The 26,519-nt window shown below is 60.6% G+C and carries 24 protein-coding genes and 1 pseudogene; 23 read left to right on the top strand and 2 right to left on the bottom strand.

The annotated features are described in order from the left end of the window. Positions 1–14: 14 nt before the first annotated feature. From DIE12_RS11325 to DIE12_RS38050, 20 genes are all read left to right on the top strand, one after another. On the top strand, positions 15–1,346 hold the full coding sequence (locus tag DIE12_RS11325) for a Rieske 2Fe-2S domain-containing protein (RefSeq protein ID WP_124551228.1): 1,332 nt from the start codon (positions 15–17) through the stop codon (positions 1,344–1,346). Between the two features lie 463 nt (positions 1,347–1,809). Beyond that, complete coding sequence (locus tag DIE12_RS11320) at positions 1,810–2,556, top strand: aspartate/glutamate racemase family protein (RefSeq protein ID WP_260429015.1); 747 nt, start codon at positions 1,810–1,812, stop codon at positions 2,554–2,556. A gap of 403 nt (positions 2,557–2,959) precedes the next feature. Then, entirely contained in the window at positions 2,960–4,084 is a 1,125-nt protein-coding gene (locus tag DIE12_RS11315) for a porin (protein WP_124551227.1), read from the top strand. A 49-nt stretch (positions 4,085–4,133) separates the two neighbouring features. Next, positions 4,134–4,451: a DUF4148 domain-containing protein gene (locus DIE12_RS11310; RefSeq protein WP_124551226.1), complete on the top strand. Its 318-nt coding sequence runs from the start codon at positions 4,134–4,136 to the stop codon at positions 4,449–4,451. Between the two features lie 482 nt (positions 4,452–4,933). Then, the gene (locus DIE12_RS11305) at positions 4,934–5,941 is read left to right on the top strand and encodes an AraC family transcriptional regulator (RefSeq protein WP_124551225.1); all 1,008 of its coding nucleotides are present in this window, start codon (positions 4,934–4,936) and stop codon (positions 5,939–5,941) included. 329 nt (positions 5,942–6,270) lie between these two features. Further along, positions 6,271–7,635, top strand: coding sequence for a Rieske 2Fe-2S domain-containing protein (locus DIE12_RS11300; RefSeq protein ID WP_124551224.1), 1,365 nt, complete (start codon positions 6,271–6,273; stop codon positions 7,633–7,635). Between the two features lie 157 nt (positions 7,636–7,792). After that, positions 7,793–9,199 carry an amidase gene (locus DIE12_RS11295; RefSeq protein ID WP_124551223.1) on the top strand — a complete coding sequence of 469 codons (1,407 nt, stop codon included), beginning with the start codon at positions 7,793–7,795 and terminating at the stop codon, positions 9,197–9,199. Positions 9,200–9,235: 36 nt separating this feature from the next. Continuing rightward, complete coding sequence (locus DIE12_RS11290; RefSeq protein WP_124551222.1) at positions 9,236–10,261, top strand: FAD-binding oxidoreductase; 1,026 nt, start codon at positions 9,236–9,238, stop codon at positions 10,259–10,261. A 9-nt stretch (positions 10,262–10,270) separates the two neighbouring features. After that, a complete protein-coding gene (locus tag DIE12_RS11285) occupies positions 10,271–11,599 on the top strand; it encodes a M20 family metallopeptidase (RefSeq protein WP_124551221.1) in 1,329 nt (442 codons plus the stop codon). A 118-nt stretch (positions 11,600–11,717) separates the two neighbouring features. After that, a complete protein-coding gene (iaaH, locus tag DIE12_RS11280; protein ID WP_124551220.1) occupies positions 11,718–13,166 on the top strand; it encodes an indoleacetamide hydrolase in 1,449 nt (482 codons plus the stop codon). A 37-nt stretch (positions 13,167–13,203) separates the two neighbouring features. After that, entirely contained in the window at positions 13,204–14,160 is a 957-nt protein-coding gene (locus tag DIE12_RS11275) for a VOC family protein (protein ID WP_124551219.1), read from the top strand. Further along, a complete protein-coding gene (locus DIE12_RS11270) occupies positions 14,157–14,987 on the top strand; it encodes an alpha/beta fold hydrolase (RefSeq protein WP_124551218.1) in 831 nt (276 codons plus the stop codon). The genes DIE12_RS11275 and DIE12_RS11270 overlap by 4 nt, the downstream gene beginning before the upstream one ends. Positions 14,988–15,001: 14 nt before the next feature. Beyond that, on the top strand, positions 15,002–15,427 hold the full coding sequence (locus tag DIE12_RS11265) for a lipocalin-like domain-containing protein (protein WP_124551217.1): 426 nt from the start codon (positions 15,002–15,004) through the stop codon (positions 15,425–15,427). 102 nt (positions 15,428–15,529) lie between these two features. Continuing rightward, complete coding sequence (gene mhpD, locus DIE12_RS11260) at positions 15,530–16,333, top strand: 2-keto-4-pentenoate hydratase (protein ID WP_124551216.1); 804 nt, start codon at positions 15,530–15,532, stop codon at positions 16,331–16,333. A gap of 5 nt (positions 16,334–16,338) precedes the next feature. Next, positions 16,339–17,268: an acetaldehyde dehydrogenase (acetylating) gene (locus DIE12_RS11255; RefSeq protein ID WP_124551215.1), complete on the top strand. Its 930-nt coding sequence runs from the start codon at positions 16,339–16,341 to the stop codon at positions 17,266–17,268. An 11-nt stretch (positions 17,269–17,279) separates the two neighbouring features. Beyond that, positions 17,280–18,299 (top strand): 4-hydroxy-2-oxovalerate aldolase, encoded by a 1,020-nt coding sequence (gene dmpG / locus DIE12_RS11250; RefSeq protein WP_124551250.1) that lies wholly within the window; start codon positions 17,280–17,282, stop codon positions 18,297–18,299. An 18-nt stretch (positions 18,300–18,317) separates the two neighbouring features. After that, positions 18,318–19,451: an alcohol dehydrogenase catalytic domain-containing protein gene (locus DIE12_RS11245; protein WP_260429014.1), complete on the top strand. Its 1,134-nt coding sequence runs from the start codon at positions 18,318–18,320 to the stop codon at positions 19,449–19,451. Positions 19,452–19,463: 12 nt separating this feature from the next. Beyond that, positions 19,464–19,997: a cupin domain-containing protein gene (locus DIE12_RS11240; protein WP_124551214.1), complete on the top strand. Its 534-nt coding sequence runs from the start codon at positions 19,464–19,466 to the stop codon at positions 19,995–19,997. Positions 19,998–20,023: 26 nt separating this feature from the next. Continuing rightward, positions 20,024–20,545, top strand: a complete 522-nt coding sequence (locus DIE12_RS11235; protein WP_185641238.1) for a hemerythrin domain-containing protein — start codon at positions 20,024–20,026, stop codon at positions 20,543–20,545. Between the two features lie 350 nt (positions 20,546–20,895). After that, positions 20,896–21,054 carry a hypothetical protein gene (locus DIE12_RS38050; protein ID WP_185641237.1) on the top strand — a complete coding sequence of 53 codons (159 nt, stop codon included), beginning with the start codon at positions 20,896–20,898 and terminating at the stop codon, positions 21,052–21,054. Positions 21,055–21,260: 206 nt separating this feature from the next. On the opposite strand, the pseudogene DIE12_RS11230 reads toward DIE12_RS38050, so the two are convergent. Both DIE12_RS11230 and DIE12_RS11225 read right to left on the bottom strand, forming a co-directional pair. Then, positions 21,261–21,537: pseudogene (locus tag DIE12_RS11230) on the bottom strand (IS701 family transposase); the annotation flags it as partial. 353 nt (positions 21,538–21,890) lie between these two features. After that, on the bottom strand, positions 21,891–22,682 hold the full coding sequence (locus DIE12_RS11225) for a DNA-binding transcriptional regulator (RefSeq protein WP_124551213.1): 792 nt from the start codon (positions 22,680–22,682) through the stop codon (positions 21,891–21,893). A gap of 192 nt (positions 22,683–22,874) precedes the next feature. Here DIE12_RS11225 and DIE12_RS11220 point away from each other — a divergent pair, with 192 nt between their 5' ends. Genes DIE12_RS11220 through DIE12_RS11210 form a run of 3 tightly spaced genes read left to right on the top strand, consistent with a single transcriptional unit; the run spans position 22,875 to position 26,517 of the window. Then, complete coding sequence (locus tag DIE12_RS11220; protein ID WP_124551212.1) at positions 22,875–24,731, top strand: bifunctional 3-(3-hydroxy-phenyl)propionate/3-hydroxycinnamic acid hydroxylase; 1,857 nt, start codon at positions 22,875–22,877, stop codon at positions 24,729–24,731. A gap of 2 nt (positions 24,732–24,733) precedes the next feature. Next, complete coding sequence (locus DIE12_RS11215; protein WP_124551211.1) at positions 24,734–25,693, top strand: 3-carboxyethylcatechol 2,3-dioxygenase; 960 nt, start codon at positions 24,734–24,736, stop codon at positions 25,691–25,693. Between the two features lie 20 nt (positions 25,694–25,713). Beyond that, complete coding sequence (locus DIE12_RS11210; protein WP_124551210.1) at positions 25,714–26,517, top strand: fumarylacetoacetate hydrolase family protein; 804 nt, start codon at positions 25,714–25,716, stop codon at positions 26,515–26,517. Positions 26,518–26,519 lie beyond the last annotated feature (2 nt).

The raw sequence follows: 26,519 nt of genomic DNA, 5'->3' as shown, positions 1-26,519 counted from the left end.
GGAGGAAGCAGTCCATGTCCGATCAGCCAGTTGTGCGCCGCCGTAACGGTACCGGTCAAACTGAGAACAATGGAAATGCGGGCGCCGCCCAAAGTCAGTATCAGCCGTATAAGGATGCCGCGTGGGGATTCGTCAATCACTGGTATCCGGTGCTATTCAGCAACGAGCTTGCGGAGGACCAGGTTGAAGGGATCCAGATCTGCGGCATTCCGATCGTGTTGCGGCGCGCGGAAGGCAAGGTCTATGCGCTGAAGGATCAATGCCTACATCGTGGCGTTCGTCTGTCCGAGAAGCCGATGTGCTTCAACAAGAAGACGATTACTTGCTGGTATCACGGTTTTACGTTCGATCTCGACGACGGCCTGCTTTCCACCATCGTCGCAAACCCCGACGACAAACTCGTAGGCACGATGGGTGTGACGTGGTATCCGGTGGAGGAAATCGCGGGCATGATCTTCGTGTTCGTGCGCGCGGACGACTTCCCGGACGACGCCGTGCCGCCGCTCGCCGAGGATCTGCCGCTGCGCTTCCCCGAGAATAGCGAGCGCTTTCCGCATCCGCACTGGCCGGCAGTGCCGCATCTGCTCGACAAGAACGCGGTTGCGATGGGCATTCATCGTATCGGCTACACCAACTGGCGGATCGCCGTCGAGAACGGCATCGACAACGGCCACCTGCTGCTGCACAAAGACAACTCGATCGTCCACGCGAACGAATGGATTTTGCCACTCGGCATCCTGCCCAATGGCGACGACTGCATTGCCGTGTTCGAGGATGAAAATGGCCCGAAGGGCATGCTCCAGTGGATGGGTACCGAAAAGTGGACGCCGGTTCTCGAAAACAAGGAGCTGGGACTTTCGGTGCCCGGCGTTCGCGGCCGCCCGTATCGCACTTCGATCACGCTGCCCGGCATCGTAGCAGTCGAGAACTGGCCTGGCGAAAAGATGATACAGCTCGAATGGTTTGTGCCAATTACCGACGACACGCACGAATACTGGGAAGTGATCGTGCGCATCTGCGAAACGCCGGAAGAGCTGCAGGACCACACGTATCGGTTCGAGCGCGTCTACAAGCCGCTTGCGCTGCACGGCTTCAACGATTGCGATATCTACGCGCGCGAAGCGATGGAAAACTTCTACGCCGATGGAACGGGCTGGGAAGATGAGAAACTCGTCGCCACCGATATTTCGCCGATTACGTGGCGCAAGGTGGCGGCCCGCTGGAACCGCGGCATCGCGAAGCCGCCGAAGGGCGTGCAAGGCGCACGTCGCGATTCGAGCTTGCGTTTCAAGCAGACTGCGGATGGCAAGCGGCCCGCCTACAAGGTCGAGCAGATCGAAGATTGAGCAGACGCTTAAAGCGCTTACGTCAAAGCGGGCTTCGGCCCGCTTTTTTTTGATATCAAGATTCGTATTACATATCAATTAAAAGATATTGCACTCATCGGATAGCTGATGCAGCGAAGGGGAAGCCCAAAAACACCGCACACCCTACGATGTTTCCAACGCGATCCGATGGCGCAGCCGGTCTCCCGAGTTCGTGCTTTTGTCCAGACGATGTAATGAGCGACAGGCCGATGAACATGAAGGAACGAATTGCGCGGCCGATTTCCGGTACATCGGCCGGCAGTGATTCGTGGCCGGTTCGCCCGAGCCGGTCGCGCAAGAGTTCGGCGGCATGGGGGTGATTTACATCCCGGAACTCGTACTTTGCATGCTGAAGATCATGTGTGTCGTCTGGACACGTTGACGCGGGAACGGCGCGATCAGCGCCTCTGACGATTCGACGCGGGACAACTGGAGAGCACGAGTGAGCGATAAAAAGCGGGTAAAAATAATTTTCCCGGTTCCAATGAGCGATCAGACGCGTGGGCTGGTCGAGTCGCAATTGCCCCCCGGCATCGTGCGCGATGACATCGAGGTGGGCTTCTTCGGCGCTGGCCGGCATATCATGCTTGCCGACACCTACTACGACATGGCGGTCATGGAGCGAGCGGTTATCGAAGCGGGCCTGCAGGCCGAGGCCGAAGGCTTCGACGCGGTGTGCATCAACACCGTCAGCGACTCGGGCATCGCCGCACTGCGCGCGCGTCTTTCGATTCCCGTGCTGGCGCCGGGCCAAAGCGCATTTCATGTCGCCGCGATGCTGGGCCATCGCTTCACGGTGCTTACGATGTGGCGGCGCTGGTATCCGCTCTATCAGAAGACGTTGCGCGAATACGGTCTCGAATCCCGGCTCGCTTCCATTCGACACATCGACGTGCGCCCCGACACCGAAGCGTTGCTTTCGGGCAAGGAGGACATCGTGTTCGCGAAGCTCGAGGCCGAAGCGCGCCGCGCGATCGACGAAGACGGGGCGGACGTAATCGTGCTCGGCTCTACCACAATGCATCAGTCGCATGCGTGGCTCGCCTCACGTCTGCCGGTGCCCGTGCTCAATCCCGGCGTGATCGCCTACAAGCTGTGCGAGATGTTTCTCGACCTGGGCCTCGCGCACAGCAAGCGGGCGTATCCCTCGCCCGAAACCCTCAAGGATGCCGCATTCGGCTGGAGCTGAGCCGAGTTCGATACGCACACCGGATCGTCGCATGGCATCGAATTTCATGACTGACGCGCCCCAGGCGAATGGGAATGTGCGGCCTTCTGATCCGACATGACTATCGCGGCCGCGCCGCGCATACGAGCGCAGCGGACTGAACGCATTGATTGCGCTTGACGAGCGAGGCGCGCTTGAAGCCGCACGTGGTGCCGACACGCAGATAGAGGCTGGCACGTGCGCGCCCGGCGCCTTCGTGCCGACGGTGGAGATGTGCCTCGGACGCATGCCGACCGCCGCGTGAGGATTGGGCCACCCGGTTTCCCTGCTGCCGGGCGGGCGTCGTTGCGCAGGGAAATGTACCGCGTATCAAGCATATTAGCGGCATGGACAGACTCATCTCTATAGAAAAAGGTCAACGGCAATGAAAGTCACGGGCAAGCAGGCATTCTGTCTGGCGTTGGGGAGTCTTTGCGCGCCGGCGTTCGCGCAAAGCAGTGTGCAGATCTACGGGTTGCTCGACGCAGGCATTTCGTGGGTCAGCAATCAGGGCGGTCATTCCGTCACCAAGTTCGACGACGGCATTAACGGGCCGACCTTCATTGGCCTACGCGGCAACGAGGATCTGGGCAGCGGCGTACGTGCGCTGTTCGTGCTCGAATCGCAATTCCAGATCGGGCTCGGCAGCAATATCCCGGGGCAAGGGATTTTCGGCCGCCAGGCGTATGTGGGTTTGTCGTCGGACCGTCTTGGCACGCTCACATTGGGCAATCAGTTCGATTTTATGTATGACTCGTTTGCACGCGGTAGCAACGAGCCAGGCATTCTCGCGGGCGGTCTCTACAATTTCCGCAGCGGCCCGTTTCAGAGCCTGGGCTTGCCGTCGCGCAACCCGAACGGCGCAGGCAATCCGAGCGGCTCGACCGATTGGGATCGCGGTGCGGACGAACAGGTGTTCAACGCAGTCAAATACCAATCACCCTCGTTTCACGGTATTTCTTTCGGCCTGCTCTACGGGCTTGGCGGCGTGCCCGGGGCGTTCTCGGCGGGGTCGACGTTCAGCGCGACGGTGACGTACGCGGCCGGCCCGGTCGGCCTTGCGGCGGCCTATACCGGTGTGCGCTATCAGGGTCAAACCTCCGCCGATATCAATCCGTTTCGCACGTGGGGCGTGGGCGGCCACTACGATTTCGGCGCGGTGACGATGGCCGCGCTTTTCACCACCACACGCAACGTGAATTCGGGCGCCTCCGTCTACGCCGCGCAAATCGGCGCGAACTGGATCATCGTGCCGGACGTGACGCTCGGTGGCACGTATCTCTATATGAAGGGCAATAACGAGCTGAATAACGTGCACGCGAACCAGGTCGGTGCGACGCTCAGCTATCTGCTTTCGAAGCGCTCGCTCGTCTACGTGCAGGGCGTGTATCAGCGCGGCAGCCACGACTCCAATGCACAGATCAACGGTGTCCAGTTGCCGGCGGAACTGGGCGCTTCCACCTCGTCGAATCAGGGTATCGCCCGGATCGGCGTGCGCACGCTGTTCTGAGATTCATGCATGAAGGCCGCACCACGCTGAACGAAAAAAGGAAAACGACATGGAAACAGGCAGAAAAATCCGCGGGTTGGTGTTGACGGCAGCGCTGCTGTCGATATCAGGGACTCCCCTCGTGGCATTCGCACAGCCGGCGAGCGAGGCGGTTTCAGCGCCTGCGACGGCCGCTTCGGCGTCGCTCACGAAAAAAGAGTTGCGTGCGCAGCGCAAGGCCAAGCGCAAGGCCGCGCGCGCGAGAAAGAATGCGGAGTTGAAGCAACTTGAAAGCTCGGGATATCGAGCAGGCCAGTACGACCCGAACTACCCGGCAAACGTGCCGAAGGCTCAGCAGAAGGCCACAGGCACTCCCGCGAGCCAGTAAGCGATGCGGAGCGCGCGTGCCGATGCACGGCACGCGCGCAAACGGATCCCGAACGTGGCGAACCCCGGGTTCATCTGGTCCGACGAATGACTGCCCGGCAGCGCGCCCATTCTTGCAGTATCGGGATAGTCTATGCACGAACCGGATAGTAGGCCGGGTAAGCGTGGAATAGTCTGCATGCAACAATCCTGCGCGTGGTCAAGGCATTCGGCAGAGCATTCGAAAATGGACGGAGACGGTGCGAATGCACATGTATGGAAAGGGTTTGCGGCGGCGCACTGCCGACTACACCCGTAGACCCCGATGGTCCTCCCGGTTCACGCATACGAAATCTATGGCGGCAAGACCGCGACAGGTGAATTCAAACATTTGCATCGCGACCGTAGCGGAATTCGCGTGTGGGTGGAATTTTTTGCGACCGTATAATTGCCTGACCATCCAGGCTTGTCCCCCAATCACTGAATACATCTGACTTTTCAGCAATGGAACAGAACGAGGCGTTGCATTTTGAGGCTAGCGACGACTCTGGCCCCTCTACTGATGCGGAGTTATTTCGGACCCGGGATATAGAGCAGGCTCGAGACTGGGGGACGCGTACATTCTGCGAAAACGATCTTCGAAATATCGATGTGCGAAGTGAACTCGACGCGCGCCTGATGTATCGGAAGTATGGCTCGATCGGCATCGGACGAATGAGCTATGGCGGCGAAGTCAGGATCCGGCCGACCACCTTTGACGACTTCTATTTGGTACAGGTGCCACTCAGTGGCAGTGAGCACATCTCCAGTGGAAAGCACTGCATCAGTTCATCGCCTACGGTCGGCTCGATTCTCAACGCCAGGCAGCAACATGAAATTATTCATACGAGAGGCACTGAAAAGCTGATTCTCCGTATTGATCGCGATTTGGTGGAGCGTCTGTGCGGGCAGCATCTCGGCAACGGTGCGCAGACCCGAGTCGAATTCAAAACCGCGATGCCACTCGATTCCGCCGCCGGCAGGCGGTGGGCTTCCACCATGCAGTGGCTCTTCGATTATCTGGACGGCACTCATTCGTCATCACCATTGTTGGCGGCGCAAATCGAGCACATGATCGGCTCGCTGCTCCTCATCAGTCAAGCCAGCAATCATAGTCTGGCGCTTAATGAAGATCGATCACGTTCGGTGACGCCAGCGTTTATCAGGAAAGCAGAGATTTTCATCGAGGAGCGGGCGCACGAGCCTATTACGGTGGGAGCCATTGCCGAGCACGTAGGGGTCAGCACCAGTTCGTTATACACAGGATTCAGGAAGTACCGGAACACATCGCCTATGCACCTGCTGAAGTGCGTCAGGCTCAATCGGGTGCGGGAGCAGCTGTTGAAGTCGGATCCCCAAAATACCACGGTGACGGCGGTAGCGTATCAGTGGGGGTTTGCCCATCTGGGGCACTTCACCACCGATTACAAACGCTGGTTCGGCGAAACTCCTGGCGAAACACTGGCTCGCTAAGCTGTCTGCGTTGGACAAGAGACGGATGCGTAGGATTACGATCATCGAGGCGGGTTAAGGCGGTCCGCAACCGGATAGCGGCCTGCTGTAAAAATCGAATGCTGGTTAATCCAGGTACCAATCTGAACGGGGCTCTCGGGAGCCCCGTTTCCGATTGTAGGGAGAAACCCTCGGAACACATATTGAATGCACGGATGGGATAGGACCCGTAGTGATTGGAGTGTTCACTGCTCGGTCCGGTAATACGATTGCCTCGTGGTCACTGCTTAACCGGTGCGCAAAAAATTACCGCCTTTAAAAGGGCTAACTCCTTCTGAGGATGCACTCAAATGTCGAACCAAACTATTGTTCGTCGTCGCGTAGCGCAGCATTCGATTAGCGATACGCGCTACAACGATGCAAAGTCTCAGTCGCAATACCAGCCCTACAAGGACGCAGCCTGGGGCTTCATCAATCACTGGTATCCGGCGATGTTCAGCAAGGAGCTGGTGGAAACCACGGCCGAGAACGAAGAAGGCCTCCAGACGGGCATCAAGGGCATCATGATCGCCGGCGTGCCCATCGCGCTGCGTCGCGTCGATGGCAAGGTTTACGCAGTCAAGGACCAATGCGTTCACCGTGGCATTCGTCTCTCCGAGAAGCCGATGTGTTTCAGCAAGGAAACGATCACGTGCTGGTACCACGGCTTCACGTTCAATCTGGACGACGGCAAGCTCGCGACCATCGTTGCCAATCCGGACGACAAACTGATCGGCACGACGGGCATCACAACGTACCCGGTTCAGGAAGTCGCGGGCATGATCTTCGTGTTCGTTCGCGAAGACGACTTCCCGCTCGAAGACGTTCCCCCGCTGTCGGATGACCTGCCGTTCCGTTTCCCGGAAAACAACGATCGCTTTCCGCACCCGCTGTGGCCGGATTCGCCGTCGATCCTGGACGAAAACGCTGTCGCGCACGGCATGCACCGCACCGGCTTCGGCAACTGGCGCATCGCGTGCGAAAACGGCTTCGACAACGCACATATCCTGGTCCACAAGGACAACTCCATCGTTCACGTAAACGACTGGGTGCTTCCGCTGGGCATTCTGCCGGTCGCGGACGATTGCATTCAGGTCGTCGAGGACGAGAAGGGTCCGAAAGGCATGATGCAATGGTTGTTCACGGACAAGTGGCAGCCGGTGCTCGAAAACAAGGAACTGGGCCTGAAGATCGACAACATGAACGGTCGCTTCTATCGCACGTCGGTGGTCCTTCCGGGCGTTCTCATGGTCGAAAACTGGCCGGAAGAACATGTCGTCCAGTACGAATGGTACGTGCCGATCACGGACGATTTGCACGAGTACTGGGAAGTGCTGGTCCGCGTTTGCCCGACCGAAGAAGATCGCAAGAAGTTCAAGTACCGCTTTGACCGCGTGTACAAGGAACTGTGCCTGCATGGCTTCAACGACTGCGATCTGTACGCCCGCGAAGCGATGCAGCACTTCTATGCCGACGGCACCGGCTGGGATGACGAGCAACTGGTCTCGACCGACATCTCGCCGATCACTTGGCGCAAGCTCGCTTCGCGCCACAACCGCGGTATCGCGAAGCCCGGCAAGGGAGTCTACGGTGCAGTGAAAACCCACAGCACACGCCTGAAGGAGCTCGCCGACGGCAAGCGCCCGGCGTACTTCGTGGACCAGGTCTGGTTCTAAGGATGGGTCGGCACTCGCCAGGGTGCCTGTTTGCCCCGGTAGTACCTTGATGTCCCGGTTATGAAGGGAGAGGTCGGTTCGTCCGGTTTCCGATCTCCCTCTTCGTTTCCGTTGGAATCAAGTCTCGATCCAACTCAATTTATCGTCCCTATCCGTCATGAGCAGCTTTCCACGCGACTTGCATAATCTCGAGATCCACGACCTGTCGTTGCAGATTCGTAGTGGCAAGCTCAGCCCGGTAGAAGTCACCGCGGCGATGCTGGCCCGCGTGGACGCACTGGACGCGAATTTGCACAGCTTCGCCCGCGTGACGCCTGAACTGGCATTGAAGCAGGCAAAGCAAGCAGAGCAAGAGATTCGGGCCGGGAACGTCAGAAGTCCTCTGCATGGCATTCCGCTCGCAGTCAAGGATCTGTTCGATACCAAGGGCATCGTGACCGCCGGCGGTATGCCGATCCATTCGCAGCGCGTACCCACGGAAAATGCAACGGTCGTACAACGCCTGCAAGATGCCGGGTCGGTGATGCTGGGCAAGCTGCAAATGACGGAGGGCGCATTTGCCATCCACCATCCGACGATCCCCGACCCTGTCAATCCCTGGGGCGCCGCGCACTGGTGCGGTGCCAGTTCCTCGGGTTGCGGTGTCGCAACGGCGGCTCGGCTGTGCTATGGCACGGTCGGTTCCGATACGGGGGGATCGGTGAGATTCCCCAGTGCAGCCAACAATCTGACCGGGTTGAAAACCACTCACGGCACCATCAGCAGCAAGGGTGCGATGGAACTGGCCGCATCGCTGGATCACATAGGCCCGATGGCTCGCTCGGCGCGCGATGTACTGCTCCTTCTCGCGATTATTGGCGGTCACGACACGCAACGACTGCTTGACACCATTGACGAGCAACGATTCGGAAATTTCCTGAAGGGCTTCAGGGGATTGCGAATCGGCATGGACGAAGCGTGGATTTCGGCAGGCGTCGATTCCGTGATTCAGCGCGCGATTCAGCAGGTCAAGGTCATCCTCGCCGAGGCCGGCGGCGAAATCAAGAGCATCAAGGTTCCGGATACGCGGGCGACCAGCTCCAACTGGGAGCATCACTGCGGGGTTCAAACCGCTGTCGCTCATGAAGCGACGTATCCCGGCAAGGCCGCTGAATACGGTCCTGCACTTGCTCGTCTGATCGATCAGGGACGGCAGATCAAGGCAGTGGACTACGAGCGGATCATTCGCGAAGCCAGGCAGTTTGCGCGCGACATGGATGCGGTGTTCACCGAGGTGGACGTCGTATTGGCGCCGGTGCAGCCGTATGCGGCCCCGACGTATGAAAAGCTGGCGGATCTGGCTTCGGATCCTGAGGCCAACCGGCGGCTGATTCAGTTCACGGCGCCGTTCAATGCGTCGGGACACCCCGCGTTGTCGATACCTGTTGGATTTACGGAGCAAGGATTGCCCGTCGGCGGGCAACTCATTGGCCGCAAGTATCAGGACGACCTGCTGTGCATGGTCGGCATGGTATTGCAGAGCCACAGTGATTGGCATCGTCAGGTCCCGCCTGGATTGGCCTGATTGATTTTGAAGGTGTTCTTTTTTGTGGATTAAGTCATGGCCAAAGCGCATCAGGTAACCATCAATTTCGCAGACGGAGTAAGCCGTACCTTTGTCGCCGGGTCGGGCCAAAGCGTTCTCGAAGCCGCGATCAAGGCCGACGTACCTGTTCTGTATCAATGCACGGCCGGAGCCTGCGCGTCCTGCACGTGCAAGCTCGCGGACGGTGAGGCCGTGCCGATCCCCGGTGCCAGTTCGACGCTCCTCGCGTCGGAATACGCGGAAGGACATCGGCTACTGTGCGTCACGAAGGCCGAATCCGATTGTTCATTCGACGTCGCATACGGTTCCGAAGTCGGCTCGTCGGTCGCCCGCGAAGTGAATGTCTTCATCGACTCCGTGGAACGTATCGCACCTAATGTGATGCGTCTGACTGTCGAACTGGCCGATGGCGACTGGCTCGGATTCAGGCCGGGTCAGTTCATGCAGATCACGGTGCCCGGTGTGGGCGTTCTGCGCAGCTACAGCCCGTCGTCCACGTCGCTGACACTGCCCAAGATGACATTCCTGGTGCGGTTGTTGCCCAATGGCGCGATGTCCACGTTCCTCGAAAACGACGCACGAACGGATCAGGTTCTGACGATGAAGGGACCCTACGGTGCGTTCTTTCTGCGTGACGAGCATCGTCGCGCACCGCATATCTTCGTCGCCGGCGGGACGGGCCTGGCGCCGATCCTGTCGATGATCGACAGCCTTCGACAAAGCTCGGGCAAGAAGGCGCCGATGCTGCTTTCGTTTGGTTGTGCGGTTCCCGAAGCGCTGTTTTCTCTGGACGACATCGAACTGCGTCAGCACTGGTTGCCGTCGCTGAAGACCCGGATCTGCGTGGATCGCAACGCCACGGAAGGCCTGTACGAGGGTTCGCCGGTATCGGTTCTGAACGAAGACGACGTGACGGATCCGAACACCGTGGCTTATCTGTGCGGCCCTCAGCCGATGATCGAGGCGGCAACCACGCGCCTGATGGCGTTGGGCGTGAAGCCGGAATTGATTTTCGCAGAGCAGTTCGTTGCATCGAATTAAGGAGTAGCCGTGGAACTCAAAGCTACGAAACAACTGCCGTTTTCCGCTCAGCAGAACGAATGGTACGAAAAGGCCAAGGCCAACCTGAGTTCGAAGCGTCTTCAGAAGCTGTTGTTCGAACTGACGGACATTCACAGCCCGACGGGTTCGACCCGCGATGCTGCCGACTTCATGCAGCAGCACATGGAAACGATCGGGCTGCAAACAAAAACGCACGACAACTCGGCCATCAGCCGTTCGGTGATGGGTGAATACCGGGGCACCGGCGGCGGCGCGTCGCTGCTGCTTTATGCGCCTATCGACACTCACCTCGATCGCACCGCGGAAGAAGAGATTCTTTCCGGCCCCGGTCAGGAGGCCGATCTGCAGCCGCACGCCCGGCAGATTGACGACTGGGTATTCGGTCTCGGCGCTTCGAATCCGAAGGGCATGATCGCCACGCACGTCGAAGTGGCAACGTCAGTGCTGGAAGCGGGTATTCCGCTGAAGGGAAATCTGCTGGTCGGCTTGGCCGATGGCGGTATGCCCGTCGACATCAAGGCGCGTCATTCAGGCATGTCGAATGGCGTGATCAATCTGCTGAATCGCGGCATGTATCCCGATTTCGCCATCATCATGAAGCCGTGGAACTGGGTCTACCACGAAGAGCCGGGTATGGCGTGGTTCAAGGTCACGGTCAAGGGGACGATGGGTTATGCGGGGATCCCGCACGACACTCCGGGTTTCCGTTCGTCGGTGGTGCCGGCTGCCACGGTGATCCAGGCACTCCAGGCATGGCTTCCCGAATACACGAAACACAATACGTCGGGCGTTATCGAGCCGCATGGCTGGATTGCCGGCGTGCGTGGCGGTCAGCTCGAAAGACCCGCATTCCCGTCCGCGGTCACGGAGATTTTTCTCGACATTCGTGTGAACCCCCGGACGAGCCCCGCCGATGTCAAGGCGCAGTTCGCGAACTTCATCCGGGACGTGAACGCTCGTCTTCCGGAAATCGACCTGGACTGGGAGATGTACGGCTCGGTCCCGGGTGGCACCACGGATCCGGACAACTGGATCGTTCAGTCGGCCAAGCGTGGTTGGGAGCACATCGAGGGACGTCCGCACGGCGTTCCCGACATGCTCGCGGGTCAGACGGATGGCGCGGCGCTGCGTCGTTACGGTGTGCCGACTGCTCGTATCGGTTGGCCGTGGCCGGCTCAGGGCGCTCCCGTGCCGGTTGCCGAGGGGCTGGGTGGCATGGGTGCCACCTACGTTCCCGACCTGATGCCCTGCGCTGAAAAGATCCTGTATGCGGTGATCGACACGCTGACGCGTGAGCGGAGCGAGCTCGGCCTTTGAGTTTTTGTCGTTGCGGTTTCATCACCGGAAGGCAAAGCAGGATTCAGACATGGGCAACAGGCGCATCAAGATGCTTTTCCCGGTTCCGACGGGCGATGCCCGCCGCTAAGGATTGAATATGACCCACGATAAAGAACAACCGTTCATCGATTTCACGATGGCCGATGCCACTCGGGCTTTTCACGACGGATCGGTGACGAGTACCCAGTTGGTATTGGCCTGTCTGAACCGTATCAACGCAGGGCAAGCGCTGAATGCATTCGTTACCGTTGATGCAGAGGGCGCATTGAAGGCCGCAGCGGCTATTGATCGCGCACGGCAGGCCGGGGGGCGATTGGGGCTGCTGGCCGGCATCCCTATCGTGGTCAAGGACAACATTCATAGCGCAGGCTTGCGCTGCACCGCAGGTAGTCCCGCATTCGCGGACTTCGTGCCCGCCGCGGATGCACCGACTGTGCGCAAGCTCCGGGATGCCGGCGCCATTGTGCTGGGCAAGACCAACATGCATGAGCTGGCCTACGGAGCGACCGGCTACAACGGCGCCTTCAATACGGGAGCAGGCCGTGGCGTTCGTAACGCGTACGACCAGACAAAGATTGCGGGCGGTTCGTCCTCAGGCTCGGCCGCTGCTCTGGGTGCGCGTATGGCGCTCGGGGCGCTGGGAACCGATACGGGGGGGTCAATGCGCATTCCCCCGGCACTCAATGGCGTGGCTTCGCTGCGTCCTACCTGGGGTCGCTACTCGGACCAGGGCGTGATCCCGATTGCCCGAACTCGGGATACCGTGGGCCCGATGGCATTGACTATGCACGATGTGGCGCTCCTTGACGGTGTGATTTCCGACGAGTACGCGTTGCCCCACGTCGAACTCAAGACGCTGCGTCTGGGCCTTCCCGCCGAGTTCTGGGCGAATCTCGATCCCGACATACGCGATGTAGCGGAATCTGTCGTCACCCGCCTCACGCAGTTGGGTGTGACCTTCATCGATCTGGGCAAAACCGGCTTGATGGAACTGAATGATGCAGTGGGCTTCCAGGCGGTGGTCGGTGAATCCCGATCCAGTATGGAGCAGTACCTGAAAGACAACGATCACCCGATGACGGTCGAGCGCCTGGCCGAAAAGATCGACAGTCCGGACGTGAAATGGATCTATGAAAACTGGGTGCTGCCCAACAAGTTTCCGAATGCCGCGGGTGAAATGGTGGATGTCGCGCCGATGTACGAACAGGCACAAAAGGCCGGTGGCGGACGGGATCGGTTGAGAGCCAGGTATGCCGAACTGTTTTCGCAGCATCGGCTGGATGCGCTGATGTTCCCGACTACCGCATGCGTGGCGCCCGATGCCGACGACAGCATTTATGAGGAAGAGAACTTCCGGCGTCTGATCCAGAACACCGAACCGATGGCGAGTGCCGGCCTTCCGGGCCTGAATCTGCCAGCAGGACTGGGCGCTCAGACCGGACTCCCGGTTGGCATGGAGTTCGATGGTCCGCAAGGTTCGGATCGACGGCTGCTCTCGATTGGCATTGTGTTGGAAAGCGTTTTGGGCTGCATTGCGCGCCCCTGATGGGCCTGTACGTTGTTTCTACAAGGATCGAACAGAGATGATTGATGCGCTGAGCTACATCGTGGTCGAAACCCCGCGTATGCAGGAATGGATCGACCAGGTGACGAGGCACGTCGGTATGCAGGTCGACGTGATCGAAGCGGGAAAGACCATGCGCATTCGCGCGGACGAAAAGATTCAGCGGTTCGTCGTCACTGCGACCGGTGGCGAGTCGACGATGGGAATGGGTTTCGAAGTCCCGGACGTTGCGACGTGGGCCGCGTGCGCGAAGGCATTGGAGGCCGCTGGTTATAAAACGACGCCCGGCACGGCCGAGGAAATCGAATTCCGGGGCGTCGAAAACATGATGCACTTCCGTGACGATGATGGCGTGCGTCTCGAGATCGCCTATGGTCTGGCCGATGCGGATACCGAATTCGTGCCCGGTCGCCCGATTGGCGGTTTCCGTACCGGCAACATGGGGTTGGGTCACGTGGCGCTCATGACGGAGCACTTCGAGGAACTCTCGAACCTGTATCGCAACGTCCTGGGCATGCACCTCACGGACTACACCTATAAACCGTTCAAGGTTGAATTCCTGCACTGCAACCCGCGTCACCATACGATCGGTATCGCCCACACGGGCGGCAAGTCCGGCATCTATCACCTGATGCTCGAATACAACGACTTCGATGACGTCGGTCGCGCATACGATACCGCGCTCCTGAATCCGGATTCGATTGGTGTGACGCTGGGTCGTCACATCAACGACCACGCCACCTCGTTCTATCTGAAGAACCCGGATGGATGGATGTTCGAACTGGGTTGGGCAACGCGAACGATCGGCCCTGACTGGGAAGTTGAAGAACTGAAAGGCATGAGTCTTTGGGGGCATGACCGGACCTGGCTTCCGGATCACAAGCGCGAAGAAGCGCGACAAATTCTCAAGCAACTGGCGGCCGAAGGCATGCGTGCACCGGTTGTTATCCCCGATACACAAAAGGCAAAGTCATGAATAACGCAAGTCCCGAAATCGCAAATTCACTGACGCTGGGTGACTTCACGCTGAACTATCACGACGTTGGTGACGGGGAAGCCGAGCCCGTCCTGCTGATTCATGGTTCAGGCCCCGGTGTCACGGCCTGGGCCAACTGGCGCGGCATTATTCCCGTACTGGGCCAGAAGGCGCGCGTTATCGCGCCGGATATGCTGGGATTCGGATATACCCAGTGCACCGAGCGCCTCACGCTGACTCCCGCTGTCTGGGTGGAATCCCTGGTCGTGTTGCTCGATGCACTGAAGATCAGGCGGGTATCGGTGGTCGGCAACTCCTTTGGCGGTGCCATCGCGCTGGCCCTGGCCAACGCGCATCCCGAGCGTGTGAATCGCCTGGTACTGATGGGGGCGGCAGGCATCAATGCACCGATCAGCGAGGGCCTCGAAAAGGTATGGGGTTACACGCCCAGCCTGGAGGCCATGAAGGGGTTAATGGAAGTGTTCGCCTACGATCACTCGATCATCACCGACGATCTGGTTCGTATGCGTTACGAGTCGTCGATTCGTGCCGACGTGCAGGAACGATTTGCCCGCCTGTTCCCGGCGCCGCGTCAGCGGGGCGTGGAAATGCTGGCTCTTGCCGAATCGGATCTGAAGGCGATCAAGCACCAGACACTGCTTATCCACGGCGTGAACGATCAGGTGATCCCGGTCGAGTGGTCGCGACAGATGAAGACGTTGCTGCAGAACTCGACGCTGCGGGAGTTCGATCAGTGCGGACACTGGGTGCAGATAGAAAAGGCCGCGGCGTTCACGCTCGCGGTTTCCGAATTCCTGTTCAATTGATGAGCGAGATCACGATGGAAAATCTGGATATCGAGGGCCGTTGGGAAATTCAGGCCTGGGAACAAATTTTTGATGACGGCCGGGTGACCTACCCGATGGGTATGGCGCTCGATGGGTTCATGGAATACGGGCCGAATGGCATGTTCTGTGCCATCACCAAAAAGGATCGCGCACAGTTCACGACCGGAGGTCAGTGGAATGCGTCGGATGCAGAGAAGGCCGCGGCGTACAACACATACCTGACCTACGCCGGCGACTGGAGCGTCGCAGGCAATGTGGTAACGCACGCGGTAAAACACTGCCTTTTCCCGAACTGGGTAGGTGGCGAACAGAAGCGCTTTGCGGAGCTGAAAGGCGATCTGTTGTCTCTGACCACGCATAAGCTGGAAGCGGGTACGTCGGAAGCGCGGGTCGCTCGTCTCACATTTAAGCGTGCCTGAAGCCCGTATATGTCGGTTCTTCCTGAATGCCTTTCCCATACCTGGATGGATCGCGGGGTTCGCCTGCATCCATGCGGCACCCAGCGTGCGAGGAGAAATTAGATGAGCAAGCAAGCGATCGCGGAACGGCTGCGCATTGCCGAAACCACCCGCCAGGCTATCGATCCCATACGCGCGGGATTTGCGGTTCCTGCGATTCATCCGGAAATCGCGCTTGACGATATGGCAACTGCCTATGCGGTGCAGCAAATCAATGTCGAGGGACGTGTCGCTCGGGGCGAACGCATTGTTGGTCGCAAGATCGGTCTGACCTCGCAGGCGGTACAGAAACAGTTGGGCGTCGATCAACCGGACTTCGGCACCCTGTTTGCGTCCATGGCCTACGGCGATAGTGAACCGATCCCGCTGTCGAAACTGATCCAGCCGAAGGTCGAGGCCGAAATCGCATTGGTGCTGAATCGCGATCTGACGCACGAGCGTCATACGTTTGCCGATCTGCTGGGGGCGACGGACTACGCGGTGGCCGCCATCGAAGTCGTGGACAGCCGAATCCGAAACTGGAACATCAAGTTCGTGGATACGGTTGCCGACAACGCATCGAGTGCCGCATTCGTTTTGGGTTCGCGTCCGGTTCCGCTGTCGCAGCTCGATCTGAGCACGTGTGCGATGAAGCTTGAATCAGACGGGGAAGTGCGCTCGACAGGCAACGGCGCTGCGTGTCTGGGTCATCCGCTGAATGCCGCGGTATGGCTCGCGGACCGTATGGCTGCGCTGGGTGCGCCGCTGCGTGCGGGTGATGTCGTTCTGACGGGCGCGCTGGGGCCCATGGTTGCAGTCACCACGCCTGGCACCTGCACGGCGGTAATCGAAGGGCTGGGCCCGGTCCGCGCAACTTTCATCAAATAACGAATATGGCGAAGAAACTCAAAGTAGCGATCATCGGCTCGGGTAACATCGGCACCGATCTGATGATCAAGATCATGCGCAAAAGCGAAGTACTGGAAATGGGCGCCATGGTCGGTATCGATCCGAACTCGGATGGTCTGGCGCGTGCGGCCCGTCTGGGTGTCGCGGTCACCCATGAAGGTGTTGAAGGCCTGACCCGGTTGCCCGTGTTCAAGGACATCGATTTCGTGTTCGACGCCACGTCGGCCGGCGCTCACGTGAAGAACGACGCATTCCTTCGCACGCTGAAGCCCGACATACGGATGATCGATCTGACTCCCGCGGCAATCGGACCGTACTGCATTCCCGTCGTGAACGGCGAAGCGAACGTCGATGCACGCAACGTCAACATGGTGACGTGCGGCGGGCAGGCCACGATTCCGATGGTCGCGGCGGTTTCGCGTGTCGCCAAGGTTCACTACGGCGAAATCATCGCGTCGATCTCCAGCAAGTCGGCAGGCCCGGGTACCCGGGCCAACATCGACGAATTCACGGAAACCACCTCGAAGGCGATCGAAGCCGTGGGTGGAGCATCGAAGGGCAAGGCCATCATTATTCTGAATCCGGCCGAGCCGCCGGTCATCATGCGTGACACGGTGTACACGCTGTCGGAACGCGGCGATCGTGATGCCGTGGAGGCGTCGATCGAAGAGATGGTCAAGGCAGTGAACGCCTATGTCCCGGGTTATCGTCTGAAGCAGAAGGTGCAGTTCGATGAAGTTCAGAACCTGAACATCCCGGGACTCGGCAGCTTGAGCGGCCTGAAAACCTCGATTTTCCTCGAAGTCGAAGGCGCCGCACACTACCTGCCCGCTTATGCAGGCAACCTCGACATTATGACCAGCGCCGGTATGCGTACCGCGGAACGCATGGCTCAATCCATGATCGGCGCATGAAGGGACTGCAAATGACTCAGGGAAAGAAACTCTACATCTCCGACGTTACGCTGCGCGACGGCTCGCACGCGATTCGCCATCAGTATTCGATCCGGAACGTGCAGGACATCGCACGCGCGCTGGATAAGGCGAAAGTCGATTCCATCGAAGTCGCGCATGGTGACGGTCTGCAAGGCTCGAGCTTCAACTACGGCTTTGGCTCCCATTCGGATCTGGAGTGGATCGAGGCAGTTGCCGACGTGGTGACGCATGCGAAGATCGCGACCCTGCTGCTGCCCGGTATCGGCACCATTCACGATCTGAAGGCTGCCTATCAGGCGGGTGCACGCGTGGTTCGTGTCGCTACCCACTGCACGGAAGCTGACGTGTCGAAGCAGCATATCGAATACGCACGCGAACTCGGCATGGACACCGTGGGCTTCCTGATGATGAGCCACATGACCACGCCGGAAGCACTGGCCGGGCAGGCGAAGCTCATGGAAAGCTATGGCGCCACCACGATCTACGTCGTGGACTCCGGTGGCGCGCTGTCGATGCAAGACGTCCGCGATCGTTTCCGTGCCGTGAAGGCGGTCCTCGAACCCGCAACGCAGACTGGCATCCATGCCCACCACAACCTGTCGCTGGGTGTCGCAAACTCCATCGTTGCCGTGGAGGAAGGCTGTGACCGTATCGACGCATCGCTCGCCGGTATGGGCGCGGGCGCCGGCAATGCGCCGCTGGAGGTATTCATCGCCGCAGCGGAGCGCATGGGCTGGCATCACGGCACGGATCTGATGACGTTGATGGATGCGGCTGACGACATCGTGCGTCCGCTCCAGGATCGCCCGGTTCGGGTGGACCGTGAAACGCTGGCCTTGGGCTACGCAGGTGTGTATTCGTCGTTCCTGCGTCACTCGGAAGTGGCGGCAAGGAAGTACGGCCTGAAGACGGTGGATATTTTGGTCGAACTGGGCAAGCGCCGTATGGTCGGCGGTCAGGAAGACATGATCGTGGACGTGGCTTTGGATCTGCTGAAAGCTCAAAGATAAAACCGGAGACACTCGAGAATGACAAACGAAGGTCGATACATGCGCGCCGCGCGCCTCCACGACAACACGTCGGGCCAGTTCAGCATCGATACGATCCCGTATCCGACGCTCAGGCGTCCGACCGACGTCGTGATCAAGCTGAAAGCGTCTGGCATCGTGCCAAACCTGGGCAATGTGATCACCAATTATCGGTCGGAAAAGCCCTATCTCGCGCATGCGGCACTGCCTGCCATCTACGGTCTGGACGCAGCGGGTGTCGTGGCCGAAGTCGGTCCCGCAGTGACTGGCATCAAGATCGGCGAGCGTGTGTACATCAATCCGGGCCGTTCGTGCGGGTCGTGCCACGCCTGCCGTGTGGGCGAGTCCATCAACTGCGAAGCCTACGCATTCCAGGGCTACTTCGGCTTCGGACCGAAGTCGCAGTTCCTGTATGAAGAATACCCGTACGGAGGCCTCGGCGAATACGCCACGGCGCCCGCGAACGGTCTGGTGAAGCTCGGCGACAAGGTTTCGTTCGAAGTCGGCGCGCGTATGGGCTATCTGGGCACGGCCTATTCGGGTCTGCGCAAGGCACAAGTCGCGGCCGGAAAGTCGGTGATGATCATCGGCGGCACGGGCACGCTGGGCTTGTGTGCCACGCTGATCGCACGTGCAATGGGCGCGACGAAGATCCTGGTCGTCGCGCGCAACGAGGAAACGCTCGCCCAGGTCAAGGCTATCGATCCGGCCCGTATCCTGACGTACTCGGTCGCCAACGGATCGTCGGGCATGGCTGCATGGGCCAAAGCGCAGACGGACGGCGTTGGCGTCGACTCGGTGGTGGACGCGATCGCTCCGGGCCCGAACATGCAGGTCACCAAGGACGCCTTCGGTGCGCTGCGTCGCGGCGGCAAGCTCGTGGAAATCGGTGCTCAGATCAACGAAGTGCCGGTCAACATGCACGAAATGATGTGCTCCGCGCTATCGGTGATCGGCTCGCTCTGGTTCACGGTTGGCGAAGGCCAGGATCTGGTCGCGATGATCGAAGCCGGTACGCTCGATGTGTCGTCGTTCAGAAACCACACCTACACGCTCGATCAAGCAAATGAAGCGCTCCGCGACGCAGCAAAGCGCGTCACGGGTTTCGTCAACGTCGTGGTTGTCTACGACTAGGGGATATACGAAATGGTACGTCGCGTTGTAACCGGCCAAATCGACGGCAAGTCGGTTGTCTTGAGCGATTCGGAAGAATCGGGACACGCTTTTGCAGCCGTTCGAGGTTTCAGGACCACGCAGATTTGGGCCACGAGTCCCGAAACCGCACTGCCGCATTCGGGTGGTGACCCCGTTGCGGCTGCAACCATGGTAATGCCGGCGCTGAACGGGACCCGTCTGATGATCGTGCAGTTCCCACCCGACACCGTGATGGCTGATCCCGAGTTCGACGGCGCTGCCGCTGGCGCCGAGTATGCGGCCATCCTGCCGGGTCTGGCCGAATGTTTCGAACCCGATGGCTCGGGATTCCATATCACCGACTCGGTTGACTACGACATCATCCTCAGCGGCGAACTCTGTCTGGAAGTCGACGATGGGGAAATGCGTGTGCTGAAAGCCGGGGATATCGTGGTTCAGAACGGTACGCGTCACGCATGGCGCAACAAGAGCAACGCACCGGCTGTGATGGCTTCGATTCTGATTGGAACCCAACGAAAGGCTTGACCCGGAACCGAAGCGGGGAATGAAAAATGAACGATCAACTGACCAATCACGATGACCATCATGCACGGCGAACGACCAAAAGCATCGAAAGGCTGGAATGGAGCGATGCGCTGCTACTCGGACATGGCCCTATGGACGATGAGCATCGTGAGTTTGTTCAGGTTGTCACTGCACTGCGCAACAGTACGGCACATACCGCTTTGGCTGCACTCGATGCAGTGGAGAAACATTTGATTCGCCACTTCGATCTTGAACACGCGTGGATGGAGAAAACGGGTTTTCCCGAGGTCTATTCCAAGTGCCATCGAGATCAACACGACGAAGTTCTTGGTGCAGTGTTTCAGGTGCATCAACTGGCGGCTATCGGTCAGATCGGGCTGGGTGCCCTGCATAGACTTGCACAATCGCTGATGGATTGGTTTCCGGGCCACGCGGACTATATGGACTCGTCCTTGTCCGCGTGGATAAACGGTAAAACTCATGGCGCTCAGGCTGTGGTATTGCGGCGCAATCTGCTGCACGAGGATCGGGTGCCTGCGGAACGGTAGTTTTGAACATCTGCACGGATCGTGCATCGCTTGTGCTCGGCGGGATTTCGACGAACATCGGCGTCGAGTCAGCGGCCCGCACGAGCACGGGTACGCGCTGGTGCTCGTCGAGGACGCAATGAGCTGCGCCACGCCCGAGCATCACCGCGCGTCGATAAATTACATCTTCCCGAAGCTCGGTCTTGTGCGGCGATCCGGCGACGTACTCGAGGCGCTCGCAGTTGATGACGCCAGGTGGACAAGTACAGTGCGGGCGGAGAGCAGCGATGAACAGCTAACATCACACCGCTGCTTCGTCACTTTTGCGCTTCGTCGAAACCGTGTTCGATGGCCGAGGGGCAGGGCGCGCGATGTTTGCGCTCGTCCCGCTGCTCGTGCTTGCATTCGTATCAGGCAGATCCGAGTGGCTCGCCGCTGCAATCGTGCCGGTCGCGATGCTCGTCGCACTCGACCGCTCGAAGCTTGCACTGTTGGGCGGCTTGTGCAAGGATCAGGTGTCTGGTGCATGACGGCTAGCGGTAATGGATCCTGCGGTGCATCTCGTCGCCGCCCGCGCTACTCGCCAGAACCATAAGAGACGGTTTCAAAATGGCCCCTTGGGGCTGTTAACTTTCGCGGCGAGCTGTTAATCTTACTGTGTCACAAACGTAATACGTCGCTGGTACGTCCGCAGCATGGGCACTGGCCAAGCCGAGCAAGCAAATGGTAGCTCAGGCTATGACGTAGGCTCGTGATCGATGTGGGAACGTGAAGCTGCGCGCGCAGGACTGCCGCGCGGGAGGTAATCCGAGGGAACGTCAGGCACTTGTGCGACAAAGTTTTTTTTTACTGCTGCCGGACTGTTCTGCGATGCGGCGTTCGGCCATCAAGAAGCCGTAAGCGGCGATGCTCAAGCTGGCGTGATGATGAAACCCCCGCCAGCCGCGCCCTTCGTAGTGGCCCAGACCGAAGTCCTGCTTCAAGTCCTGATAGTCGCGCTCGATGCGCCAGCGCTGGTCAATGTCGATCCCAACTGGCGTGAGCTTCATGGCGGACTCTCCGGTTTGCCTGGGTAGATCTACATGATCTTCCTTCTTGGGCATCTTGATGTCGTCGACCCAGACGGGTCCGCCTTTGCTACCTTTCCCTGTCCTCATTCTTGCCACCTCCGCAACTCACGAGGGGTGGGAGGCGTCCATTCCATTGCCCCGCCCACGAAATAACGAAATGGTCCGAGAATTCCGACGCGTTACGGCGGGCCGAATCTCTCCGGCCGGCACACTGGCGAGCGAATTCCGCCAATGTGATCTGCGACATTCTTGCTGGCCAGGATCACAGCGGCGTATCGGCTAGCTACCACCACCTGCTAATTCCCCGGTGCATCGAGCGCGCTCGTCATTTCCTGTGCGGCGTGCTGCAACGAAGGCAGAAAGCGTTTCACGGCCTCCGCCGGATTGATCGCGTGCTCGAGGTAGATCACGTTCAGCGCCGCCATCACCCGATCATGCGCGCTGACCGCGACGGCGAGCGAGCCGATTTTGCGTTGTTCGGTCCAATCCCCATGGTTCGATCCGAAACCATCGGCGCGCGTCCGCCGCACTAGATTGCGGATGAATGCGTCGTCCGACGCGAGTTGCTGCTGTTGTTCACCGCCGGCACCGGCGCGTAGCAGGTCGAGAATATCCTCGCGCTCCGCATCCTGGCACGACGCGAAGTAGATGCGCCCCGATGCCGTCAGCAGCATCGGCAGCCGGCGCCCGACCATCGAACGATGAAACGACAGCGGGCTGAAGCGATGCGTCGTCTCGCGAATGATCATCGAATCGCCGTCCGGCGTCGTCAGGTCCGACGGCCACACGATTCGCTGCAGCAACGTGGCCATGATCGGCGGCGCGACCGTTGCAATGTGTTCGTCGTCGGTGAATCCTTCGCTCAGCTCGCGCACGCGCAACGTCAGACGAAACGTGTCGTCCGATTCGCTGCGCCGCACGAATCCGCCTTCCACCAGCGTTTCCAGCAACCGCCGCACGGTCGTGCGGTGCAGCCCCGTGACTTCGCTCAACTGCTGGCTCGTCGCGCGACCGTTCTCCAGCGCATTGAGGGCTTGCAGCACCTGCAGGCCGCGCGACAATCCTCGGACATTTGCGTACTTGCTCATCGAAAAATGTATTAAAAATCAACGATGTGCAACCCTTGCACATTTGGTTGAAATTGTTGAGCGGGTGTCTCTCGCTCCCTAGACTTGTCTCCATCCCGCCGCCACACGACGCGACACGGAACCCGTGACGTGCCCCGGCCGGAATCCATCGGCATACGCAGCGACCACCGAGTCGCGCGAGGAAGGAGACACATGAATCCCTCACCCAGTCCAGCCACGCATCGCGACCAGCGCGACCCGCTTTCCACCGACGTCGCCATCATCGGCGCAGGCCCGGTCGGCTTGATGATCGCCAACATTCTGGGCCTTCAGGGCGTGCGTGTCACGCTGATCGAGAAGCTCGAACGGATCATCGATTACCCGCGCGCGATTGGTCTGGATGACGAAGCATTGCGCGTGTTCCAGTCGATCGGCCTGGCCGACGAACTCGTGCCGCACACGACGCCCGATCACTGGATGCGTTTCGTGACGAAGGGCGGTCACTGCTTCGCATCGATCGAGCCGCGCACCGACGAATTCGGCTGGTCGCGCCGCAACGCGTTCATCCAGCCGCTCGCGGATCGCGTGCTCCACGAAGGCCTCGCGCGTTTCCCACACGTCCAGGTGCTGTTCGGACACAGCGTTGCATCGTTCACGCAGGACGCCGACGGCGTCAGCATCGACGTGGACGATGCGGATGGCGAACGCCGGACCGTGCGCGCAGCGTACATGGTCGGCGCGGACGGCGGCAACAGCTTCGTGCGCCGCGTGCTGAACGTGCCGTTCGAAGGCCGCACGAAGCCGAACCAGTGGATCGTCGTGGACGTGCGCAACGACCCGATCGGCTCGCCGCACATCTATATGCATTGCGATCACGAACGGCCGTACGTGTCGGCGGCGCTGCCGCACGGCATTCGCCGCTTCGAGTTCATGGTGATGCCGGGCGAGACCGAGGAAGAACTGTCGAAACCCGACAACATGGCTGCGCTGATCCGCAAGGTGGTCGCGGATCCGGATGCGGTCGACTACATCCGCAAGCGCGTCTATACGCACAATGCGCGTCTCGCGTCGACGTTTCACGTGGGCCGCGTCCTGCTTGCGGGCGACGCCGCGCACATCATGCCGGTGTGGCAGGGGCAGGGTTACAACAGCGGAATCCGCGACGCGAACAATCTCGGCTGGAAGCTCGCGATGGTCGCGCGGGGGCTCGCGGACAGCCGCCTGCTCGAAACCTATACCGTCGAACGCCGCGCGCATGCGCGTTCGATGATCCATCTTTCCGAAGTGGCGGGCGATATTTTCGCGCCGACGACACGTTTCGGCGCGCGCTTTCGCGACACCTTCGTGCGTGCGCTGACCCTGTTCCCGGCGGTGAAGCGCTACTTCGTCGAAATGCGCTTCAAGCCGATGCCGCGTTACGAGGCGGGCGCGGTACTGCTGCCCGCGCATGCCCCGAGGCGCGGCTGGCTTGCCCGCGTGCTCGAACGCTCGGGCAATTCCGCGCCGGGCCGGCTGCTCGGCCTGATGAGCGAAAAGCGCGATTCCTTGATCGGCCGGCTCGCTTACGGTCGCGATCCGTTGGCCGCGTCGCCGGTCGGGCGCATGTTCATCCAGCCGCGCGTGCGGCTGCCCGAGGGCCGCACCGTGCTGCTCGACGACGCGATCGGCACTGGTTTCGTCCTGCTGGGCTGGGGCGCGGATCCGACCTTCGGCATGACGCCGCAGGCGCGTGCGTTGTGGGCGCGGATCGGTGGCCGCTTCGTGATCGCGAAGCCGGACGCCCAGCTCGCTTACGCCGACGACGTGCCCACGGACGTGCTCGCGATCGGGGACGAGACGGGCCGGTTGAAGGACTGGTTCAGCCGTCTGCCGGAGTCGGTCGTGCTGTTGCGTCCCGATCGTTTCGTTGCGGGCGTATGTGCGCCACAGCAGGTGTCCTCGGCGATTGTCGCGTTAGCGGAAAAGCTCGGCATGACGGGAGGCGCGCGGCACGAGCACGGCGACGTCGCGCCATCGTCGCAAAGCCAGGTGTGCGATCGCGATGTCCTCACATACACGGCAGGAGCATGAGCATGCCGATTCATCTCGAATGTCTGTCCCATACGCCGCTGCACGGCTACTTCGATCCGGCGCCCGACGTGGTTGCCGAAGTCGAGCGCATCGGCCGAGCCGCGCGTGAACGTGTCGAGCGTTTCCGGCCTGACCTGATCGTCGTTTTCGCCCCCGATCATTTCAACGGATTCTTCTACGACATGATGCCGCCGTTCTGCATCGGCGCACGCGCCGACGCGATCGGTGATTTCAAGAGCCTGGCCGGCACGCTGCCGGTGCCGGGCGATCTCGCGCACGCGCTGGCGGAAAGCGTGCTGGCCGCCGACGTCGATGTCGCGCTGTCGTACCGGATGCAGGTCGACCACGGCTGCGCGCAGGCGCTTGAAATACTGACGGGCGGTCTCGATCGCCATCCGGTGATTCCGGTGTTCATCAATTCCGTCGCGCCACCGATGGCGCCGCTACGCCGCGCGCGTTTGCTGGGCGATGCGATCGGCCGCCATCTCGCGCGTACCGACCGCCGCGTACTGGTGGTCGGCTCGGGCGGCATCTCGCACGAGCCACCTGTACCGGAACTGATCGGCGCGACGGCCGAAGTGGCGGAGCGGCTGATCGCCGGTCGCAATCCGTCGGCCGAGTCGCGCGCGGCGCGTCAGGCGCGTACCGTGGCCGCCGCCCGTTCGTTTGCCGCCGGCGACAGTCCGCTGCATCCGCTCAACCCCGAATGGGATCGCGCGTTCCTTGCCAGACTCGCATCTGGCGAACTGACAGCGCTGGACGGCCTGACCAATGACGCGATCACGCGCGACGGCGGCAAGTCCGCGCACGAGATCCGCACGTGGGTCGCCGCATTCGCCGCGCTCGCCGCGTATGGCCCGTACCACGCGTCACTCGACTACTACCGCGCGATTCCCGAATGGATCGCGGGTTTCGCCACCATGCACGCCACGCCGTCGACCGCTGTCGCGGCGCTGGCGTGACAGAACTCCAGGAGACCTCGATGTCCGATTCGAACCTTGTGACGACACTGGCCGCGCGACTGCGCGAAGCCGAGGCGTCGCTCAGCACGATCGCGCCGCTGCGCGGCGAGGCCGCCGCGGGCGGCATCCCGCTCGACGCGATGACGATGGCATACGCGGTGCAGCAGGCCAACGTCGACCGGCGCGTCGCGAACGGCGAGCGCATCGTCGGCCGCAAGATCGGCCTGACGTCGCTCGCGGTGCAGGCACAGCTGGGTGTCGACCAGCCCGATTTCGGCGCGTTGTTCGCGAACATGGCTTGCGGCGACGGGGCGCCGATTTCGCTTGCGCAACTGATCCAGCCCAAGGTCGAAGCGGAGATCGCGCTCGTGCTCGATCACGACCTCACGCAAGACCGGCACACGTTCGTCGACATTCTGCGCGCGAGCGCTTATGCGCTCGCCGCGATCGAGGTGGTGGACAGCCGCATCCGCGACTGGGACATCCGGTTCGTCGACACGGTCGCCGACAACGCATCGAGCGCGCGCTTCGTGGTCGGCAGCCGTCCGGTGCCGCTTTCCCGGCTTGATCTGACGGGCTGTGCGATGACACTGGCCCGCGATGGCGAAGTGCTGTCGAAGGGCAGTGGCGCCGCCTGCCTCGGCAATCCGCTCAACGCTGCCGTGTGGCTGGCCGACCGGATGGTGCAGCTCGGCACGCCGCTGCGCGCCGGCGACGTGGTGCTGACCGGCGCGCTTGGTCCGATGGTCGCCGTCCGCGAGGCCGGCACCTATGTCGCGCAGATCGACGGGCTCGGCAGCGTCCGGGCAACTTTTACGGCTTAACT

It is taken from the genome of Burkholderia sp. Bp9015 (assembly GCF_003853505.1).
Classification (GTDB): domain Bacteria; phylum Pseudomonadota; class Gammaproteobacteria; order Burkholderiales; family Burkholderiaceae; genus Burkholderia.
Note: the sequence above shows the minus strand (reverse complement) of the source record. Positions and strands in the feature narration are given on the sequence as shown.

Bases quoted from the DNA above. Each gene is read 5' to 3' on its own strand.
- DIE12_RS38050 (WP_185641237.1), top strand. From the start codon at position 20,896: ATGTTTGCGCTCGTCCCGCTGCTCGTGCTTGCATTCGTATCAGGCAGA.
- DIE12_RS11265 (WP_124551217.1), top strand. From the start codon at position 15,002: ATGGAAAATCTGGATATCGAGGGCCGTTGGGAAATTCAGGCCTGGGAA.
- DIE12_RS11325 (WP_124551228.1), top strand. From the start codon at position 15: ATGTCCGATCAGCCAGTTGTGCGCCGCCGTAACGGTACCGGTCAAACT.
- mhpD (WP_124551216.1), top strand. From the start codon at position 15,530: ATGAGCAAGCAAGCGATCGCGGAACGGCTGCGCATTGCCGAAACCACC.
- DIE12_RS11295 (WP_124551223.1), top strand. From the start codon at position 7,793: ATGAGCAGCTTTCCACGCGACTTGCATAATCTCGAGATCCACGACCTG.
- DIE12_RS11210 (WP_124551210.1), top strand. From the start codon at position 25,714: ATGTCCGATTCGAACCTTGTGACGACACTGGCCGCGCGACTGCGCGAA.
- DIE12_RS11245 (WP_260429014.1), top strand. From the start codon at position 18,318: ATGACAAACGAAGGTCGATACATGCGCGCCGCGCGCCTCCACGACAAC.
- DIE12_RS11255 (WP_124551215.1), top strand. From the start codon at position 16,339: ATGGCGAAGAAACTCAAAGTAGCGATCATCGGCTCGGGTAACATCGGC.
- DIE12_RS11235 (WP_185641238.1), top strand. From the start codon at position 20,024: ATGAACGATCAACTGACCAATCACGATGACCATCATGCACGGCGAACG.
- DIE12_RS11315 (WP_124551227.1), top strand. From the start codon at position 2,960: ATGAAAGTCACGGGCAAGCAGGCATTCTGTCTGGCGTTGGGGAGTCTT.
- DIE12_RS11310 (WP_124551226.1), top strand. From the start codon at position 4,134: ATGGAAACAGGCAGAAAAATCCGCGGGTTGGTGTTGACGGCAGCGCTG.
- DIE12_RS11290 (WP_124551222.1), top strand. From the start codon at position 9,236: ATGGCCAAAGCGCATCAGGTAACCATCAATTTCGCAGACGGAGTAAGC.
- DIE12_RS11300 (WP_124551224.1), top strand. From the start codon at position 6,271: ATGTCGAACCAAACTATTGTTCGTCGTCGCGTAGCGCAGCATTCGATT.
- DIE12_RS11215 (WP_124551211.1), top strand. From the start codon at position 24,734: ATGCCGATTCATCTCGAATGTCTGTCCCATACGCCGCTGCACGGCTAC.
- iaaH (WP_124551220.1), top strand. From the start codon at position 11,718: ATGACCCACGATAAAGAACAACCGTTCATCGATTTCACGATGGCCGAT.
- DIE12_RS11240 (WP_124551214.1), top strand. From the start codon at position 19,464: ATGGTACGTCGCGTTGTAACCGGCCAAATCGACGGCAAGTCGGTTGTC.
- DIE12_RS11220 (WP_124551212.1), top strand. From the start codon at position 22,875: ATGAATCCCTCACCCAGTCCAGCCACGCATCGCGACCAGCGCGACCCG.
- dmpG (WP_124551250.1), top strand. From the start codon at position 17,280: ATGACTCAGGGAAAGAAACTCTACATCTCCGACGTTACGCTGCGCGAC.
- DIE12_RS11270 (WP_124551218.1), top strand. From the start codon at position 14,157: ATGAATAACGCAAGTCCCGAAATCGCAAATTCACTGACGCTGGGTGAC.
- DIE12_RS11305 (WP_124551225.1), top strand. From the start codon at position 4,934: ATGGAACAGAACGAGGCGTTGCATTTTGAGGCTAGCGACGACTCTGGC.
- DIE12_RS11275 (WP_124551219.1), top strand. From the start codon at position 13,204: ATGATTGATGCGCTGAGCTACATCGTGGTCGAAACCCCGCGTATGCAG.
- DIE12_RS11225 (WP_124551213.1), bottom strand. From the start codon at position 22,682: ATGAGCAAGTACGCAAATGTCCGAGGATTGTCGCGCGGCCTGCAGGTG.